Source organism: Streptomyces sp. SA15 (genome assembly GCF_002291145.1).
GTDB lineage: Bacteria > Actinomycetota > Actinomycetes > Streptomycetales > Streptomycetaceae > Streptomyces.
On sequence record NZ_NTGE01000073.1, the window covers coordinates 41837 to 59328 of the forward strand.

Below are 17492 nucleotides of genomic sequence, written 5' to 3' on the forward strand. Positions count from 1 at the left end.
GTCACGAGCCTTCCGAGGGGCGGGGCGAGGTGGTCGACGGCGGGAGGTCGCCGTTGAACCGTGCGTCCGTGAAATCGGCGAAGTCGACCTTGCGCGGGATGAGCTTCAGCTGGGTGAAGGTGTCGGCGATCTCCTGCTCGGAGGCGATGAGCGGCTTGTCGACGGCGACCTCGATCCGGGTCGTGTAGGTGCGCTTCACCGCGGCCAGCGCCACCTCCTCGGGCAGCCCGGTGTCCTTCGCCCAGACCTTCGCCCACTCCTCCTCGTGGTCGTACACCCACCTGTAGGCGCGCCGCAGCCGCTCCAGGTAGTCCTTGATGGCGGCGGTCTTTTTCTTGTCCTTCAGCGCCTTCGGTGCCGCCACCTGGAAGGTGAGCCCGTTGGTCACCCCGTCACCGGTGGTGAGGACACGGCCCTGCTCGGCCTTGAGCACCTGCGAGGTATACGGGTCCCACACCGCCCACGCGTCCACCTTCCCGGAGGTGAACGCGGCCAGCGCGTCGGCCGGCTGGAGATACTTGACCTTGATGTCGCTCACGCTCAGCCCGGCCTTCTTCAGGGAGGCGACCAACTGGTAGTGCGCGGAGGAACCCTGCGCCACAGCGACCGACCTGCCCCTGAGGTCCGCGGGCTTCGTCAGCTTCGAGTCGTTCGGTACGAGGATGGTGTCGCCCTTGGACGTGCCGTGCCAGGCGGCCACCACCGAGATCTTGGAGCCGGCGCCGGCCGCGAAGACCGGCGGGGTGTTGCCGACGCCGCCGATGTCGACGGCGCCCGCGTTGACGGCTTCCAGGAGCGGTGGGCCGGAGGTGAAGGTGGACCACTTGATCTTGTAGTCGAGGTTGTCGAGCTCGCCGGCGGCCCGCAGGATGGCCTCCGAACCCCCTTTCTGGTCACCGACGTTGAGCGTGAGAGAGCCACTGCCGTCGGTGTCTCCACCCGCCGAGGCCGCCGAGCTGCCGCCGCAGGCGGTCAGGAGCAGGGCCAGGGGAAGGAGCATTGCGGCGGGGACGAGGCGTCGTCGCATGGTGGATCCGTTCTTGTGAACCGAGGGGTGGTGGAAGGGGAGTTCAGGCGGCTTCGGCCGCGGTGTCGACGCCCAGGCGTTCCAGGAGGTCGGCGCGCAGCTCGGCGAAGCGCGGGTCGGTGATGTCACGCGGCCGGTCCAGGTCGATTTCCCGCTCGTGGGCGATGACACCGCCGTCCATCACCAGGACGCGGTCGGCGAGGAGGACGGCCTCCTCCACGTCGTGCGTGACGAGCAGCACGGCGCACCCGCGGCGCTGCCACAACTCACCGACCAGACGCTGGGCCTTGATCCGGGTGAGGGCGTCGAGGGCGCCGAACGGCTCGTCGAGCAGCAGCAGATCGGGCTCGCGGACCAACGCTCGGGCCAGCGAGGCGCGTTGGGCCTCGCCGCCGGAGAGGGTCTTGGGCCAGGCGTCGGAACGCTGGTCCAGGCCGACCTCCTTCAGGGCCCGCTCGGCGACGGCGCGTTCGGGCTTGCCCGGCAGTCCGAGCAGCACGTTGCGCCACACCTTCTTCCACGGCATGAGCCGCGGAGCCTGGAAGGCGACGGCCTTGCGGCGGGGCACGAGGACGGTGCCCTCGATGTCCCGGTCGAGGCCGGCCAGGATGCGCAGAAGGGTGGACTTGCCGCAGCCGCTGCGGCCGAGCAGGGCCACGAACTCGCCCGGGCGGACGTCGAGTTGAAGATCGTCGATGACGGCACGGCCGTCGAAGGCGCGGGTCAGCCCCTCGACCCGCACGGCCGACGGTGTGGTGGTCACCGGCCGGTGAACGTCGGTCGCCATTGCAGCAGCAGCCTTTCGAGGGAGCGGACGACGAAGTCGGCCAGCAGGCCGAGGAAGGCGTAGACGATCAGGCAGACCACGATCACGTCGGTCCGCAGGAAGTCCCGCGCCTGGACCATGAGGAACCCGATGCCCGAGTCCGCGTTGACCTGCTCGGCGAAGACGAGCGCGAGCCAGGCGATGCCGAGGGAGTACCTGAGGCCGGTCATCGCCCCGGGCAGCGCACCCGGCAGGACGACGTGCCGTACCAGCCCCCACCGCGAGAGCCCGAGGGACTCCCCGGCCTCGATCAGCTGCGCGTCCACGCCGCGGATGCCGGCGTACACGTTGAGGTAGAGCGGGAAGGTCACGCCGAGCGTGATGATGGCGACCTTGGGGGCCTCGCCGATGCCGAACCAGATGATGAACAGCGGGATGAGTCCCACGAAGGGCACGGTCCGCAGCATCTGGACGGGGGCGTCCACGAGGTCCTCGCCGATCCGGAACAGGCCCGAGACGAGGGCGAGTCCGGTGCCGACGACGGTGCCGAGCAGCAGTCCGGCCGCCACGCGCTGCAACGAGGTGCCCATGGCGGAGGGCAGCGAACCGTCGACGATCAGATCCCGGCCGACCTCGGCGATCCGGCCCGGCGAGGCGAGCACGTCGGGGGTCAACACGCCGGTGCTGCTGAGGAGTTGCCACAACGCGAGCAGCAGGAGCGGGCCGGTGGTGCGGCGCAGCCAGCGGGGGACGCGGGTGCGGCGGGAGGAGGTGGGGAGGAGGGGTTCGAGGTCGGGTGCCGGCTGGGAGGCAGCAGACTTGGATATTTCCGAAATATCGGGTTCGGGAGAGCCGGGCGGGGCATGGCTGATGCTCATGAGTGCTCCACGGGGAGGAGAGCGGCCGGTGAGGAGACACGCCTGGGAGCGCCGACACGCCTCAGCTCAGGGATGAGTCAGGGACGTGCGGGTGTGACTGCGCGAATCAGGCGGGAGGAAAGTGAGAGGGCGTCAGCGGCCGCGACGACACGCGGCGGAGGCCACCCGCAGCAGGTCGATGTGACCGCGCGTGGTGAGCAGGGCTGAACGCAACATGCGCCCGAACGTAGCCAGATGGCGCGGCCGAGGTCAATGGTGTCTCGCGGAGTGGAACTCTCGTATCAGGCCCCGGGCGGAGGGATCGCGTGTGGGCGCGGCGCGTGGGTGCAGGATGGAGGCATGTCAGACGCTTTCACCACCCGAGTCCTGAACGTGGCCACCGGTTCCACGGAACGCGTCGCCGACCTCACCGGCGACTGCGAGGCCTTCCTGCGGGAGATGGCCGCCGGCCGGGACGGCCTCCTGAACCTCTTTGTGCCGCATGCGACGGCCGGCATCGCGATCATCGAAACGGGCGCGGGCAGCGACGACGACCTCCTCGCCGCCCTGCACACCCTCCTCCCCGCCGACGACCGCTGGCAGCACCGGCACGGCAGTCCCGGCCACGGCCGCGACCACGTCCTCCCGGCGATCGTCCCGCCACACGCCACGCTTCCGGTCGTCGGCGGGAGGCTGGAGCTGGGGACGTGGCAGTCGGTGTGTCTCGTGGACACCAACAAGGACAACCCCGAGCGGAAGGTACGCCTCACCTTCCTAGGCTGACCAGGATCACCAGTTCTCGTGGTCCTCGATCAGGCGGACGACGAGTTGGTGCAGGGCTTGTGCCCGGCGGGGCGAGGTCGGGAGCGGCGTACCCGGTGGTCAGGTACCGGGGCGGCTCGGTCAAGCTCCGGCCGGCGACCGCGTCGGCCTGGACCAGGAGCGCTGGGTGACGGGCAGCGGAGTGTCCGTGACCTGGCGCTCAGGGTCCTCGGGAGTAGGTACACGTGCGCGTACCCTCACCGGATCCGGACGGCGTCGTGCCGTCCGCCGCCCGCGTCGCTGCTGGCCCGGTCGAACCCGAGCGTGTCCGGGGCGTCCCACAGCCACTACTGGCTGCCGAAGGTGTCCAGGAGGAAGCGCTCGCTTTCCGCCCGGTTCGCGTACGGCGCAAGGTGCACACCGGGGCTCGAGAAGTCGAAGTGCGGGGTGACGCGCAGGGGTTCGCCCATCACCGTCGCGGTCCAGTCGTCGCCGAGGGTGATCCTCATACCGTGCCGCCTCATCTGATCTGCTCTGCTCTGCCGGAGCCATGTAGCCGTTCTTGCCCGGAATCCTGCCCTCCATGATGTCCTCGGGGGTAACCGGCACAACAGGTGGATGGAGTACGTCAGAACTGCCCCGCCAACACCCGGTCGAAGAGAGCGCCGAGTGCTCCTTGGACCCGTTCCCCGTTCGCCTGGGAAGCGCGTCGGGCCTCCCACCAAGTTTCAGCCAAGGCGTGCTGCCCACTGTGGGAAGGGGATGTGCTTCCTATTGGAAGAGGAGGCGGTCGCGTACCGAAATATGGGGTGTCACCTGGATTTCCATGGTCCCCGTGCACTCGCCCGTGTGGAAATCGATGGAAATGTGCTTGGTCGATTGACCTGAAGTGAAGGAAAGGCGCGTTGCGCTTTCACGGAAGAAATCCAGCATCTCGATTCCCCGATCGTTCATCCAACGGATCCTCACCGACCTCGCCAGCGCATCGTAGGAAAAAATGAGAGATTGTCCCGAATTATCCTGCATGGTGAGGACCCGTGCGCCACTCTCGTCCGAATCCGGCCATTCGCCGATGGCCTCGTAGACCTCTTCGTCGTCGGGGGTGAGGAACTCTCGGTACACGTCCGCCTTCACTTTCCACTGTACGGCGGCCAGTGGTCCAGACTGCCGTGAATGCTTACATTCGGGCCACTGCCGCGGAAGATGACTGTGGAGAGTCTATGCCCGCCGTCCGGCAGGATCTGCCAGGTGCTCTCGACACCAAGTGCTCCGTGCGGGCCGTAGAGGACAGATTCGGTCACGCCGAATTCACCGCTTCCGCCGGGCCACTCCTTGTTGAATGTGCGCCCGAACGGTTGTTGGGCGCTATGAGCCAGATGATCGGTGACGTATTGCCGCATCTCTGGAGTGTCCGGTATGCCGATCCGGTGGAGTTGCAGTTCGTTCTGGAGCGCCCTCGGTGAGTTGTGCGAGTCCGGTTTGATGTCCTTGTTGAACAGGTAATCGAGCTTTCGGGGATCGATCTCCGCGTTTCCTCCCTTATCTTGATAGGGAGAAAGGCCAAGTGGGTCCGTCCAGGTGTGCGGATTGTGGACGTAGGCGGCCGGGTTGGGCGCGGGAGCGAGGCCGAGCGGATCCGGGGTGAGATAGCGGGCCGTGGCGGGGTCGTAGTGCCGGAAGAGGTTGTAGTGGAATCCGGTTTCGGGGTCGTGGTACTGGCCGGGAAAGCGGAGGGGCGTGTAGGCGGTGCTGCTCCGGTTCCAGGCGGTGGTGCCCCAGATGGTGGACCGGGTGCGCCAGGCGATGTCCCCGTTCTCGGCGACCAGTTCGGTCGGGGTGCCGACGAGGTCCGTGACGATGGCGAAGAAGCGGCGGTCGATCTCCCGCTGACCCGCGTCGCGGGCGAGGATGCGTTCGGTCTGCGAGAGGGGAGTCGAGCCGCGATGGTCCCAGGTGAGTGCGACGATGTTCGGCAGGTCATGGGAGACGGTCGTCTGTTCGCACAGGACCATGCCGTCCCAGGTGAAACGGGTTTCCTCCAGGACGGTTTCACCGTCGTCCGCGAGACGCTGCTTGGCGATGCGGCGGCCCAGTGGGTCGTAACGGTACTTCCAGAGGGTGCCGTCCGGCGTGACGACCGAGGTGAGGCGGCTCTCGGAGTCCCATGCGTAACGCCAGGTCCGCGGCTTGCGCGACAGGCGGGTCCGCTGCCTGAGGACCACGCGCCCGAGACGGTCGTGTTCGAAGCGGCTGTCACCGGCACGGGTGATCGTGGTGCCGGTGTACGTGCGAGGGCCGGTTGCCTCGTGGCCCGGATGGGTTGAGGGCCAGGAGGCTTCGGTCTGATTGCCGACGACGTCGTAGGCGTAGCGTTCGGTCCACCCGTGGGCGTTGACGGTGGTGACACGGCCGACGCTGTCGAGTTCGAACGACCGGGTGCCGGACAACTGATCGATCACGGAGGTGAGGTGGCCGTCGGCACGGTAGGTGTACGTACGGCTGTTCAGGGCTTGTCCACCGGCCGTGAGGTGCTGGGCGGAAAGCCTGCCGACTTCGTCCCGGACGGATGACAGAGTCATCGTGTCGCCGTAGGAACGGGACACTTCACGGGCAGCGGCGTCATGGGTGAAGTCGACCTGATGGCCGCTCGCGGCCATCAGGTCGAGGCGGCCTGCCACGTCATAGGCATACGTGGTGACATGGCCGGTCGGGGTCACCCGTCGAGTCCGGCGGCCGAGTGCGTCGTACATGTAGGTGATGGCGCGGCCGTCGACGAGTTCGGTCTTGAGCAGGCCGCGCCGGTCGTACTGGCGGATCAGGTCGCCGTTCGGGCCGGATGCCTGCAAGAGACGTCCCGATGCGTCGTACGCGTAGGTGGTGGTCCTACCTCCGGCGTCCTTCCTGATCATTCGGCCGAGCTGGTCGTGCTCCAGGGTGAGGACGCCGCCGAGGGCGTCGGTCCGGGACATCAATTGCCCTGCGGCATCGAGATGGTAGCTGAGGGTTCGGCCGTCGAAGTCGGTTTCCGATACAAGGCGGCTCGCCGGGTCGTACTCGTAACTCCAGGTGAGGCCCTGAGGGTTCGTCACCCGGGTCAGGCGCAGGTCGGCATCGTGCTCGAATTCGTATCGGGAGCCGTCCGGTTGCGTGCGGGTGGCGAGGAGGTCGAAGTGGGTGTACTCGAAACGGGTCACTCCTCCGGCCGGGTCGGTGTGGGTGAGGCAGTTGCCCTCGCCGTCGTAGGTCCATGACTCGGTGGCGCCGTCCGGGGCGGTTCGGCCAACGAGATTGCCGTCCGCGTCCCAGGTGAAGCGAGTGACTCCGCCGACCGGGTCGGTGATGTGTATGACTCTGCCGAGGGCGTCGCGTTCCAGTCGGGTGACTCCGCCGACCGGGTCGGTGACCTCCGCCGGCAGGCCCGCCGCGTCGCAGACCATCCGTGTCGTGGCGCCGAGGGCGTCGGTGACGGAGGCCAGGCGGCCGTGCTGGTCGTATCCGTAGCGCGTTGTGTGTCCGGCCGACTCGGTGACCGAGGTGCGGTTGCCGCGCTCGTCGTATGTGTAGGTCGTGCGGTGCCCGTCCGGACCGATCGCCTCCACCGGCAGGCCGAACGGGCCGCGCACGGTGCGCAGCACGCTCCCGTCGGGCCGAGTGGCGGACACCACTTGGCCCTCTTCGTCGTAGGCGTAGACGGTGCTGCGGCCCAATGGGTCAGTGCGGGTGAGGAGGTTGCCGTGGGTGTCGTAGGTGGAGCGGGTGGTGTGGCCGAGGGGGTCGGTGGTGGCGATCACCCGGCAGTGGTTGTCGATGACGTGGCGGGTGGTGTGTCCGCCGGCGGTGGTGAGGGTGGTGGTGCGGTGGCCGGTCTCGGCATCCGGTTCGGTGTAGGCCAGGGTGAGCTGGACGTGGCCGGCCTCGCCGCCCTCCGCCACGACGCGGTCGCGGTCGTCGTAGACGTAGTCGTAGCGGCTTCCGCCCGAGTCGATCCAGGCGATGACGCGGCGGCGGTCGTCGTAGACGAAGGCGGTGGTGGCGCCGGAGGGCTTGGTGACGGCGGTGAGGTTGCCGTCCTCGTAGCCGTAGCTCATCAGGGGCAGGTCCGTGCCGCCCTCGCCCGCGCCGGCCAGGGACAGGGCGGTGACCAGGCCGTCGGTGACGGACAGCTTCACCTGGTGGCCCGCCGAGTGGACCAGGGCCAGCGGCAGGCCGTCCTCGCCGCGGTCGACGGTGATCGTGTGGCCGTTGCGTTCGGTGATGCCCGACAGCCAGGCGACGCCGTCGCCCCCCGGTTCGCTGCCGGACGGGGCGGTGAAGTGGAAGATCAGGCCGCTGTCGGGGTCGGTGACCGTGTAGTCGCCGTCGGCGTCGCGGGCCAGCAGGGTGCGGGCCCGGCCCGATTCCGGCGTGGTGGGCGCGCCGGGGACTGGGTGCGGGTACGTGATCAGGAGCCCGTCGGCGGTGACGTGGACGACGCCGACCGCGTCGACCTCAAGCCGCTCATCGACGGTGGACGACCAGGCGGGCCCCAGGAAGCGGCCGGCCGTACAGCCGGACTCTGTGCGGCGAGTGAACGTCAGCGGCAGGATGCCGGGCAGTTCCAGGTCGGTCTGGGGCAGGAACATCCGCCCCGACGCGAGGTCCACCGGGTCGGTGCCGTCGGTGGTGCGTTCGCCGTCCGGTCGGTTGTGGGTGCCGTCCGGGGTGTCGTCGATCAGCTTGCGCGCCCGTGCCGCGTCGGCGGCCTCCTCGGCGATGCGCACGCCCTTCACCGCGGCGCCGCCGCCACCGGTGGCGGCCGTCAGTGCGAGGTCGGGAATCAGCCGGCCGAAACCCTCGGCCGGGTCCTTCATGAAGTCCTTGACCATCTGGGTGCCGGTGCCGATGGGGTCGTTGGCGGCGACCACCAGACCCGCGGCCAGGCTGTTGAGGGACGTGGCGTACTCGGCCGGGTGCGTGAGGTTGTACGGGTCCATGGGGTTGACGCTGCGGACGAAGTTGAGGATCCCCGCGGTGCCCTTGATGATGCCGCCGCCGACGTGGTCGCCCATGATCTGCAGTTCCTGGAGCCCGTCGCTCAACTGGTCGGCGTACGACGGCTTCTGAGGGGCCATGTCGCGGGCAGCGCGGACCGCCGTGCGCGCGGTCTCCGCCGCCGTGTTCCGCTGCTTGCGGGCCTCGGCGAGGATGTCCTGGGCCTCCTGCATCAGCTTCTTGCCGGGGTCGTCGAACGTCGCCGCGGGCCTGGGAGGGAGCGAGGACGGGTTGCGCTTGTCGGCGGGCTGGGCGTTGTAGCGGTCGACGGCGGCGTTGTAGTCGTCGACCTTCTTGCGGTGGGCGTCGGCGGCGTCCTCGGACGCCTTGACACCCTCCTTCCACTTGTCTATCGCCGTCTGCGCCTGTCCCTGCGCCCAGGTGACGGTGCCGGTGAACGCGTCGAGCGCGCCGAGCGCCTTCGCGCAGGCATCGGCGGCGGCGTACCACTTGGGTGGCTGGGTGCTCACCGCGGTGCGCAGAGCGTCGGCCGTCTCGCCCTTGAGCCGGGAGGAGTCCAGGCCCTTGAGGCCGTCGCCGGCGTTGTCGAAGGCCGTCTGGAAGGCCCGGAGTTTCTGGGCGGTGGCGTCCAGCTTGCCCGGGCTGCCGTAGATCAGCTTGGTCTTGTCCTCGGTCTGCCCGAGGTCCATCTCGTCGACCTCGGCGCCCATCCGGTTGGCGACCGAACGGGACTGCTCGCGCACCCAGTCCGCACCGGACTCCCAGCCGACGTCCTCCAGCCGGTCGGCGGTCCAGTTCCCGGCGTCCTCGACGCGGTTGCCGGCCCACTCGACGCCGTCCTCGACCGCGTTCTCGACCGAGTCGGGCGTGATGTCACTGATGAAGTCGCCGATACCCACAGTCAGTTCCCCCCGGACTCACCCTGCTGCCGTGCCTGCTGGGCGCGCTCCTCCGCCGACGGGCCGAAGGTGTCGTCCAGCGCCTGGTTCCACTGGTCGTCGGAGATACCGAGCGTGTCCTTGAGTACCTCCGAGCGCTGGCCGCCCTGGCCCTCGGTGAGGACGGTGCGGCCGGTGTCCTTCCAGGTCTGCTCCATGTCCTGACCGGCCCGCTCGAACGACTCGGCGCTCCAGTCCGGGTTCAGGGCGTCCGGCGTGAACACCTCGCCCCAGTCCTGCTGGGTGATCTCCTCCTCGGTGGCGTGCGGGTTGCCGCCCATCACGGAGTTCACGCCCACCTTCAGTGAGCCCTCGACGTACTGGTCGTGCTCCCACTGGGTGCCCGCCGCCAGACCGAGGCGGTTCGCGAGCGCGCTGGCGTCGCTCACCAGGGCTCGCACCCCCCACTCCCAGCGCTCGCAGAAGTCCTCGAAGTCGACCGAGAGGCCGTGGTGCCCGGCCTCCATCCCGGTCATCGACAGCTCCGAGAAGCCCTTGCCCATCACCGAACCGGTGGCGCCGCCGAGTTCCCCGAGCTGGTCGATGGTCGCACCCACGCCCTGCGTGAACTTCGCGACAGACGCCTTGTCGAACTGCAGGTCGGCCCCGTCACCGCCCATGGCCGCGCCCCTCCTGTGCCTCGCCGGAGTCGACGGCGACGCCGTCCGGAACGACGCCGACGACCGGCGGGAAGAACATCGACCCGTCCTCGGTGGCGATGTCGACGGCGAGGCCGGCGGGCTCGTCCAGGGACGGCACGACCTCGTCGACGATGCGGGCGCCCAGCAGCGCCGCGTAGTCCATGGGCTGGTCACCGGATGAGTGACGCAGGGCGAACCGGGCCAGCGCGGCCTCGTCGGTGAACCCGCAGATCCACCGCACCCCGCCCGACCGCGCCGACCAGAGGCCTCCGTCGGCCGTCGGCACCAGAAGGACCGAGCGCCGCATCTCACCGACCAGTGCGCGAGGGTCGCCGATTCCCCTTCTCCGCTCGGCTATTCGCTCGGCGAGCGCTGTCTTTGCCTGCTCCACGGGCCCCTCCCTCGTCACAGGTCACTGATGGCACCGTAGATCAGGACGCGTGACATGACAGGGTCGGTTCTCGTGGAGATTTCCGCGGGCGGGAGAGGGCAGTTACGAAGTGTGGCGGCCGCGTGGTTGCTTCCGGGTGCCGGGGACCGTGGCCGGGGCCGAGGCGGTGGTAGCTGGGGAGGTGTCCTCCGTGTCCTCCTTCACGGCCGGGGCCTGGAAGGGATTCCTGTGCGGAGGCGGTGATTCCGTCGTGGCCCGGAGGGGGGTCGGCTCCGGGTCGGAGAACAGCGCGGTCGTGTCGATGGGACGACTCACTTTCCGTTGTGGGCATGCCAAGTAGAGCGGTGTGCGGACGAACCGCTTCCGATGCCGGGAAGCGGGCGACCGCCTGCTGCGCCTCGACCGGCGCAGGCGCAGCAGATCTCAGAGATTGGTCAGCTTGGTGTACGGGCTCAAGATCCGTGTCTGTACCGAACCGAAATCGACGAGAACCGCGATCCCCTCCTCGACGCCGGTCACCCGGCCGAGGCCGTACACATCGTGTGTGACGCGGCTTCCTACGGTGAAATGCTTGGGAGTTGGCGCGACCGGGGCCTGGAAGGGGCTGGTCGGCAGATGGCGCTTGGGCATGGGTGACTTTCTCATTGTCACCAGTATGCGCCTGCTGGACCGGCATGGCGGGCGCGTTGCTGCCACTTGCCATGATCGAACCCATGCCAGCAGGCCACCGGCGGAACCGGACCAGGCCGCCGAGCTGTCTTCAGGAACGCCATCCAGCTTGCCGGTACGGGGGACTAGTGATGATGCGTGTACGAGCGTCGGTCTGGGCCGCGGCAGTGGTGCTGACCGCGGGAAGTTTTCTTGTGGGGTGTTCGCAGGAGTACGACGACGAGCGAGGCAAGGGCGACGCCCCGGTGAAGGGCCGCAAGGGCGACGACACTCCGGCCGAGGTGTACAACATGCCGGACGGCTTCGGAAATCTCGCCACGAAGTGCGTGGGCCACGGCTTCCGCGCGTACGTCACGACGAACGCCGACGGTCCTTCGAACATCCAGATCGTCGAGGACGCGTCATGCGCGAGCTGAGCATGACCGCACGGCAGCGGCCGGGGAAGCCCCGCGGGCGGCCGGTGCGAGCGAGCGTCGCCACCTGTGGTGCGCTGCTGCTCGCCCTCCTGCTCACCGGCTGCTCCCGGGACGATGACGAGCGGGGCAAGGGCGACGCCCCGGTGAAGGGGAAGGCGGGCGAGGACACCGCGGCGGAGATCTACAACTTCCCGGACGGCTTCGGAAACCTCGCCACGAAGTGTGTCGGGGACGGCAAGCGGGGCTACGTCACCACCCGGTTCGAGCAGGCGGAGGACCGGAACGACATTGTGATAATTCCGGCGAACTCGGTGATCGTCGACGACCCGGAATGCTCGGCGCCGTGACGGAAGTCGCACCCGCCATGAGCCGTGTCCGCACCCGCCATGAGCCGTGTCCGCACCCCCCCATGAGCCGTGTCCGCGCCCGCCACAAGCCGTGTCCGCGCCACGGCGACGCACGTGGTCGCGTGCGCCGGGGCAGCCTCGCGCACCCGTCTTCGCTCGCGGACGCGGCCTGGGGTAGGGTCCCCACCGTTTCCAGTTACCGACTGGTATGCCGGTGCGGGGAGTGTCGGGAGGGGCGGCAAGACGATGGAATCCCAGTGGGGCGATGGCGGATCCGTGGACCTGGACGACACCCGGTTGGAGGCGATGACTCCGGACCCGCTGCTGACCCGGGACTACGAGACGCGTCCCTCGCTCGTCTACGAGCGGCTCAGGCAGCGGCACGGCCCGGTCGCGCCGGTCGACCTGCTGGGCGTACCCGCCTGGCTGGTCCTGGGCTATCGGGAGTCGCTCCAGGTGCTCCAGGACGACGACGGGTGGCCCAAGGGGCTGGAGAACTGGCGGGCCCGCTCGGAGGGCCGCGTGCCGGCCGACTGGCCGCTCGGGCCGTCCCTGGAGGTCAACCATGTGCTGATCCAGGGCGGTCCCGGATACCGGCCGTTGCGGACCGCGTGGGACGCGGCCCTCAAGCCGTTCCAGGACCCGCGCCACCCCCAGGCGAAGAGACTGAAGACGGCCGTCACCGCCTACGCCGACGAACTGATCACCTTGGTGGGTCAGGCAGGCGGTACGGGCCTGGCGGACCTGTCCGCTCAGTTCTCCCGGCCACTGCCGCTGATGGTGGCCAGCCATCTGCTCGGCTTCCCCGGTTCACAGGGCGACGACGCGCTGATGGACATGTGGCGGGTGCTGGACGCGGGTCCGGACGCGGAGCCCGCCCTGGAGCGGCTGCTGGCGACACTGGCGGACCTGGCGGCGATGAAGCTCAAGACGCCGGGGGACGACTTTCCCTCGCACCTGCTGGCCGCGCACCCCGATCTCTCCCTCGACGAGCTGGCCCGTGAGCTGTTCATGCTGCTGGGCATGACGTCCGACCACGTCGGCATCCTCATATCCAACACGGTGGTCGAGGTCATCTCGGGTGACGGCGGCGCGCGTGCCAGCCTGTCCGCGGGGATGGTCAGGGAGACCATGAACCGGGTGGTCATGCGCAAGCCGCCGCTGGTGAACTTCGTCCCGCGTTTCGCGGCCAAGGACACCCCACTCGGGAACTACACGATCCGGGCGGGCGACCCGGTGTGGGTCTCCTCCGCCGCGGCGCACGCCGACCCGCTCTTCGCCGACAACGTGGCGCCGAGCACCACGGTCAGCAGCCGGGCCCACCTGGCCTGGGGCGCGGGGCGCCGCCAGTGCCCGGCGCGCGAGCTCGCGTCCACGGTCGCGGCGGTGGGTGTGGGCCGCCTGTTCGAGCGTTTCTCCCATCTGGACCTCGCCCTCCCCGTCGACCAACTGCCGTGGCGCTCCTCGCCCTTCATGCGGGGCCTGCGCTCGCTGCCGGTACGGTACGAACTCGCCTCGGTGCCCGACCGGCCGTCGGCGCACGACTCGGCGTCGGAGCCGGCCGAGACGGTGATGCCGGACCCGTCCGCCCGGCAGCGCTCATCGCTGTGGCGCTATCTGACGGGGCTGATCCGCGCCGGCCGCTGAACTCGGCGCGGCGGCAAGGCGGTCCAGGTGTCGTCGTCCAGGACCAGGAACGGTCCGTCTCGCGGCCGGTGCGACGCAACGTCGTGGTCCGGGAGTGACGGCGCCGCGCTGGGCGGGGCGGCCGCGCGCCGGGCCGGGGGCCGCTCACCCGATGTCCACCACACGTGCCCAGGCGGGCGGCGAGTCCGGCACGTAGTCGGGATCGTTCTCGTCCCACGACGGGCCTCCCTGCTGCCGGGCGAACAGACCCACCACCGTCCGGCACGGTGGTCGTGTGTCCGGCCACGGTGTGTGGCCGTCGGTCAGGATCACGACGACATCGGGGCGGGGCCGTGCCCGGAGTGCCTTCGCGAAGCCGGCGCGCAGATCCGTACCTCCTCCGCCCAGCAGCGGTATCCCCTCGGCACGGCACAGCGGATGGACCATTCCGGCCGCCGCGTCGCACGGCACTTCTCTGTCAAGTTCAGCGTGTTGAACTGAATTGAGGCAGAGGGTTCAGTTGCCTCCGCCCTTGACCTGTGCGAGTAGCCGCGGCAGCCATGGCACGGAGCTCTCCTGCGCCTGGCGGTTCAGTTACTGCGGAGTGTCTGGGCGGGCTCAGGGTTCGGTGCTGCTCTATCGGCGTTCCGAGCGAGGTGTGCGGGGCGAGCCTTTCTGGGCGGTGACGATGACTGCGGGGAGGAGGGCGAGGGCGAAGGCGGCTCCGGTGAGGGCGAGGAAGGGGTAGCTGGCCGCTGCGACGACGATTCCGGAGGTCATGCCGCCGGTGGCTCCGGCGATGGCGATGGCGACGTCGACCATGCCTTGGGTCTTGGCTCGCGTGGCCAGGGGGACGGCGTTGGTGATGATGGTGGTGCCGCTGACGAGGCCGAGGTTCCAGCCGATGCCGAGCAGGATGAGAGCGAGGGTGAGCAGAAGGACGGAGTCGGCCGGCGCGGCGGCCGCGAGGGTGCCGGCGGCCAGCAGGGTCAGGCCGGATGCGGCGGCCGTCGCGGTGGGGCAGTAGCGGTCGGTGAGTGCTCCGGTCAGGGGGGAGGGCAGGTACATCGCGCCGACGTGCAGGGCTATGACGAGGCCGGAGGCGGCGGTGCTGTGGCCGTGGTCGTGCATGTGCACGGGGGTCATCGTCATGATCGCGACCATGACGAGCTGGCTGAGGACCATTACCAGTACTCCCAGCGGCAGGCTGGGGCGGCGGGGTGTGGCGGGCTGCGGGACGTCTGGCGCCGGCCCGGTGCCGGTGCGCTCTGGTGCCTCTGGCTCGGTGGGGAGGGTGCGGGCGAGCAGGAGGGGGTCGGGACGCAGCCAGATCAGCAGAGTCAGGGCGGCCAGGGCGAACGCGGCGCTGGAGATGAGGAACAGCCCGCTCAGCGGGGGCAATGCGAGGGTGGTGGCGAGGTGTCCGGCGGGGGCGGTGAGGTTGGGGCCGACGACACCGCCCAGGGTTGTGGCGACCAGGACGGTGGACAGTGCTCGGGCGCGGTGGCGCGGGGCGGCGAGGTCGGCTCCGGCGTAGCGGGCCTGGAGGTTGGCGGCGGTGCCGGTGCCGTAGAGGAAGAGGGAGATGAAGAGCAGGGCGGGGTTGTCGAGGGCGGCGGCGACGACGACTCCGGCACCGCCGAGGGCGCCTGCGAGGTAGCCGGCGGCCAGGCCGGGGCGGCGCCCGCAGGTCTGGGAGATGCGGCCGATGATGACGGCGGCGAGGGCGGAGCCTGCGGTGAGTAGGGCGCTGGGCAGCCCGGCCAGGGTGGTGGAGTGGAGCATGTCCTGAGCCAGCAGGGCGGCAACGGTGACACCGGCCGCGAGTCCCACGCCGCTGAGGACCTGGGACGCCAGCAGGATGACCAGGATGCGCCTTTGCGTCTCAGGCAGAGAAGGCGCAGGAGTGGCCGATGGGGCGTCCGTCGGCCCGCTGGGGGGCGTCGTCGCAATGTTGTGCATGGTGTCTCCGTTACGGGCCCAGCGGTGGTGGGCGTGGTGTTGCGGCGCCTGATGTGGCTGCCTGTCCGACTGCTCGATGGGGTCTGCGCCCACTGCCCGGCAGCGAGGCCGGTTCAGCGCGCGGACGCGAGGACCGGTGTGGAGGGCAGGGTGTAGGCGTCGGCGATGAGTTCGGTCGAGTGCAGGAGCGCCTGAGGGGTGTGGCCCACGCTGGCGATCATGATCTCGTCGGGGCGGGCTGTCTCGTGCAGGCGGTTGAGGTGCGCGGTGACCTGGTCGGGGGTGCCGTGCAGGACGCTGTTGGTCCAGTGGTCGAGGACGTGCTGCTCGGAGGCGGTGTAGGGGTAGGAGGCGGCCTCGTCGGGGGTGGGTACGAGGTAGGACTTGCCGTGGAGCATGCGCATCATGCTGTGGGCGTAGCTGCGTGTCTGGCGCAGGGCCTCGTGCTCGTCGTCGGCGGCCATGACGGCAAAGCTGGCCAGTGCGTACGGCTCGGTGAGTACGGCCGAGGGGGTGAACCGGTCGCGGTAGAGCTGGAGCGCACCGGCGACGTGACCGGGGGAGAAGTGCGCGGCGAAGGCGAAGGGCAGGCCCAGGCGGGCGGCGAGCTGGGCGGAGTATCCGGAGGATCCCAGCAGCCAGACCGAGGGGCGGCCGGTCGTCTGCGGAAGACCGTTCTCCTTGTCCTGTCCCGGTCCGGGCACGGCGTAGACGCGCTCGCGGTAGGGGTGCTCTTCGGGGAAGTCGTCGTCGAGGAAGCGCAGCAGCTCGACGACCTGTTGTGGGAAGTCGTCGTCGTCCGAGCGGCCTCGCCGCAGGGCGGCGGCGGTGGCCTGGTTGGTGCCCGGGGCACGGCCCAGACCGAGGTCGATCCGGTCCGGGGCGAGGGCCTGGAGCAGGCCGTACTGCTCGGCGACGATCAGTGGGGGGTGGTTGGGCAGCATCACTCCGCCCGCCCCGAGCCGCAGCCGCGTGGTGTGGGCGGTCAGCCGGGCCAGCAGGACGGCGGGGCTGGAGGAGGAGACGCCGGGCATGGAGTGGTGTTCGGTCACCCAGTAGCGGGTGAAGCCGCGCCTCTCGGCGAGTTCGGCCAGTGCGATGCTGCCGGACAGGGCGTCGGCGGCGCTGATGCCGCGGCCGGCCAGGGCGGTGTCGAGGACGGACAGTGGCGCGGGAGCGGAGCCGCGGGCCGTGCCCTTGATCGGGTCGTTCACGGGGATTCCTTCTGCGGTGCACCGGCCTGGCGCGGGTGGCCGGGCCGGGGGAATGGGCCGCTGCGGTGCGCTCGTGGCGCACCGCAGCGGCCGGGCGTGCAGGGTCAGGCCAGTTCGACGCGGTCGATCAGTCCGGCGGTGGTGAAGGCGTCCACGAGCTGCTCGCGGCCCTCGGTGAAGTGGGCCCAGCTGTCGAAGTGGAGGGGCACGATGCGGCGGGCGTCCAGGATGCGGGCGGCCTCGGCGGCCTGAGCGCTGTCGAGCGTGAGCAGCGCGCGGTCCAGGACGGGGGTGCGGACTGCGCCGGCGAACAGCACAGCGGTGTCCACCGGGCCGAAACGGTCGGCGATCTCACGGACCAGGGAGAGCTGGGCGTTGTCGCCGCTGACGTAGACGGTGGGCAGGCCGTCACCGCTCAGGACGAAGCCGACGACCTCGCCGACGACGGGTTCGAGGTCCGCGCGTGCCCCGGGACCGTGCAGGGCCGGGACGCCGGTGACGGTGATCGTGCCGCCACCGGGGCGGTCGAGCTCGATGGACTCCCAGTCCTTCAGGGGGCGTGCGGTGCCGCCCAGCCGGCCCGCGCCACTGGGTGTGGTCAGGGTCAGCGGGACATCGGCGAGCAGGGCCCGGCCCGAGGCGTCGAGGTTGTCGTCGTGCTCGTCGTGCGACAGCAGCACCACATCGATACGGCCCAGATCAGCGGGCGCGGCGGAGGCGGGCGCGGTCTTGGCCAGCCCCGAGGGGTAGGTGCCGGGGGCGTCGAAGGTCGGGTCGGTCAGGAACCGCAGCCCGCCGTACTCGATGAGTGCGGTCGGACCGCCGAAGACACGGATGGGGACCTGCTCGCTGGACACGCCGGTTGCTGCCATGACGAGAACCAC

17 protein-coding genes and 1 pseudogene are annotated in these 17492 nt (G+C 69.8%); 4 read left to right on the plus strand and 14 right to left on the minus strand.

Going from position 1 to position 17492, the window contains the following annotated elements:
• Nucleotide 1: 1 nt before the first annotated feature.
• The 4 genes from CLM62_RS12065 to CLM62_RS53015 form a co-directional block, all read right to left on the minus strand.
• Entirely contained in the window at nt 2-1027 is a 1026-nt protein-coding gene (locus CLM62_RS12065; RefSeq protein WP_095749825.1) for an ABC transporter substrate-binding protein, read from the minus strand.
• A gap of 43 nt (nt 1028-1070) precedes the next feature.
• Complete coding sequence (locus CLM62_RS12070; protein WP_095749826.1) at nt 1071-1814, minus strand: ABC transporter ATP-binding protein; 744 nt, start codon at nt 1812-1814, stop codon at nt 1071-1073.
• Nucleotides 1787-2671, minus strand: a complete 885-nt coding sequence (locus CLM62_RS12075; protein WP_095749827.1) for an ABC transporter permease — start codon at nt 2669-2671, stop codon at nt 1787-1789. The genes CLM62_RS12070 and CLM62_RS12075 overlap by 28 nt, the downstream gene beginning before the upstream one ends.
• Before the next feature lie 132 nt (nt 2672-2803).
• Nucleotides 2804-2887, minus strand: coding sequence for a putative leader peptide (locus CLM62_RS53015; protein ID WP_313884353.1), 84 nt, complete (start codon nt 2885-2887; stop codon nt 2804-2806).
• Nucleotides 2888-3010: 123 nt separating this feature from the next.
• On the opposite strand from CLM62_RS53015, the gene CLM62_RS12080 reads away from it, so the two are divergent.
• Nucleotides 3011-3433, plus strand: a complete 423-nt coding sequence (locus CLM62_RS12080; protein WP_095749828.1) for a YjbQ family protein — start codon at nt 3011-3013, stop codon at nt 3431-3433.
• Between the two features lie 326 nt (nt 3434-3759).
• Here CLM62_RS12080 and CLM62_RS49960 read toward each other — a convergent pair whose 3' ends face one another.
• From CLM62_RS49960 to CLM62_RS12110, 6 genes are all read right to left on the minus strand, one after another.
• Nucleotides 3760-3921 carry a hypothetical protein gene (locus tag CLM62_RS49960; protein ID WP_179382057.1) on the minus strand — a complete coding sequence of 54 codons (162 nt, stop codon included), beginning with the start codon at nt 3919-3921 and terminating at the stop codon, nt 3760-3762.
• A gap of 262 nt (nt 3922-4183) precedes the next feature.
• Nucleotides 4184-4534 carry a hypothetical protein gene (locus tag CLM62_RS12085; protein ID WP_095750052.1) on the minus strand — a complete coding sequence of 117 codons (351 nt, stop codon included), beginning with the start codon at nt 4532-4534 and terminating at the stop codon, nt 4184-4186.
• Between the two features lie 8 nt (nt 4535-4542).
• The gene (locus CLM62_RS12090; protein ID WP_095749829.1) at nt 4543-9303 is read right to left on the minus strand and encodes a putative T7SS-secreted protein; all 4761 of its coding nucleotides are present in this window, start codon (nt 9301-9303) and stop codon (nt 4543-4545) included.
• 2 nt (nt 9304-9305) lie between these two features.
• Entirely contained in the window at nt 9306-9962 is a 657-nt protein-coding gene (locus CLM62_RS12095) for a hypothetical protein (RefSeq protein ID WP_095749830.1), read from the minus strand.
• Nucleotides 9952-10374: a hypothetical protein gene (locus CLM62_RS12100; protein ID WP_179382058.1), complete on the minus strand. Its 423-nt coding sequence runs from the start codon at nt 10372-10374 to the stop codon at nt 9952-9954. Before CLM62_RS12100 ends, CLM62_RS12095 begins: the two co-directional genes overlap by 11 nt.
• A 423-nt stretch (nt 10375-10797) precedes the next feature.
• Entirely contained in the window at nt 10798-11019 is a 222-nt protein-coding gene (locus CLM62_RS12110; RefSeq protein WP_095749833.1) for a hypothetical protein, read from the minus strand.
• 155 nt (nt 11020-11174) lie between these two features.
• Between CLM62_RS12110 and CLM62_RS12115 the strand changes: the two genes are divergently transcribed.
• The 3 genes from CLM62_RS12115 to CLM62_RS12125 all read left to right on the plus strand — a co-directional run bounded on the left by CLM62_RS12115 (nt 11175) and on the right by CLM62_RS12125 (nt 13453).
• Entirely contained in the window at nt 11175-11459 is a 285-nt protein-coding gene (locus CLM62_RS12115; RefSeq protein ID WP_218835588.1) for a hypothetical protein, read from the plus strand.
• Nucleotides 11447-11806: a hypothetical protein gene (locus CLM62_RS12120; protein ID WP_218835589.1), complete on the plus strand. Its 360-nt coding sequence runs from the start codon at nt 11447-11449 to the stop codon at nt 11804-11806. The genes CLM62_RS12115 and CLM62_RS12120 overlap by 13 nt, the downstream gene beginning before the upstream one ends.
• Nucleotides 11807-12052: 246 nt before the next feature.
• The gene (locus tag CLM62_RS12125; RefSeq protein ID WP_095749834.1) at nt 12053-13453 is read left to right on the plus strand and encodes a cytochrome P450; all 1401 of its coding nucleotides are present in this window, start codon (nt 12053-12055) and stop codon (nt 13451-13453) included.
• A 144-nt stretch (nt 13454-13597) separates the two neighbouring features.
• On the opposite strand, the pseudogene CLM62_RS12130 reads toward CLM62_RS12125, so the two are convergent.
• From CLM62_RS12130 to CLM62_RS12145, 4 genes and pseudogenes are all read right to left on the minus strand, one after another.
• Nucleotides 13598-13903 (minus strand): annotated as a pseudogene (locus CLM62_RS12130) (VWA-like domain-containing protein); the annotation flags it as partial.
• Nucleotides 13904-14068: 165 nt separating this feature from the next.
• The gene (locus CLM62_RS12135) at nt 14069-15394 is read right to left on the minus strand and encodes an MFS transporter (protein ID WP_095749835.1); all 1326 of its coding nucleotides are present in this window, start codon (nt 15392-15394) and stop codon (nt 14069-14071) included.
• Nucleotides 15395-15507: 113 nt separating this feature from the next.
• On the minus strand, nt 15508-16608 hold the full coding sequence (locus tag CLM62_RS12140; RefSeq protein ID WP_095749836.1) for an LLM class flavin-dependent oxidoreductase: 1101 nt from the start codon (nt 16606-16608) through the stop codon (nt 15508-15510).
• Nucleotides 16609-16712: 104 nt separating this feature from the next.
• Complete coding sequence (locus CLM62_RS12145; RefSeq protein WP_095749837.1) at nt 16713-17480, minus strand: MBL fold metallo-hydrolase; 768 nt, start codon at nt 17478-17480, stop codon at nt 16713-16715.
• Nucleotides 17481-17492 lie beyond the last annotated feature (12 nt).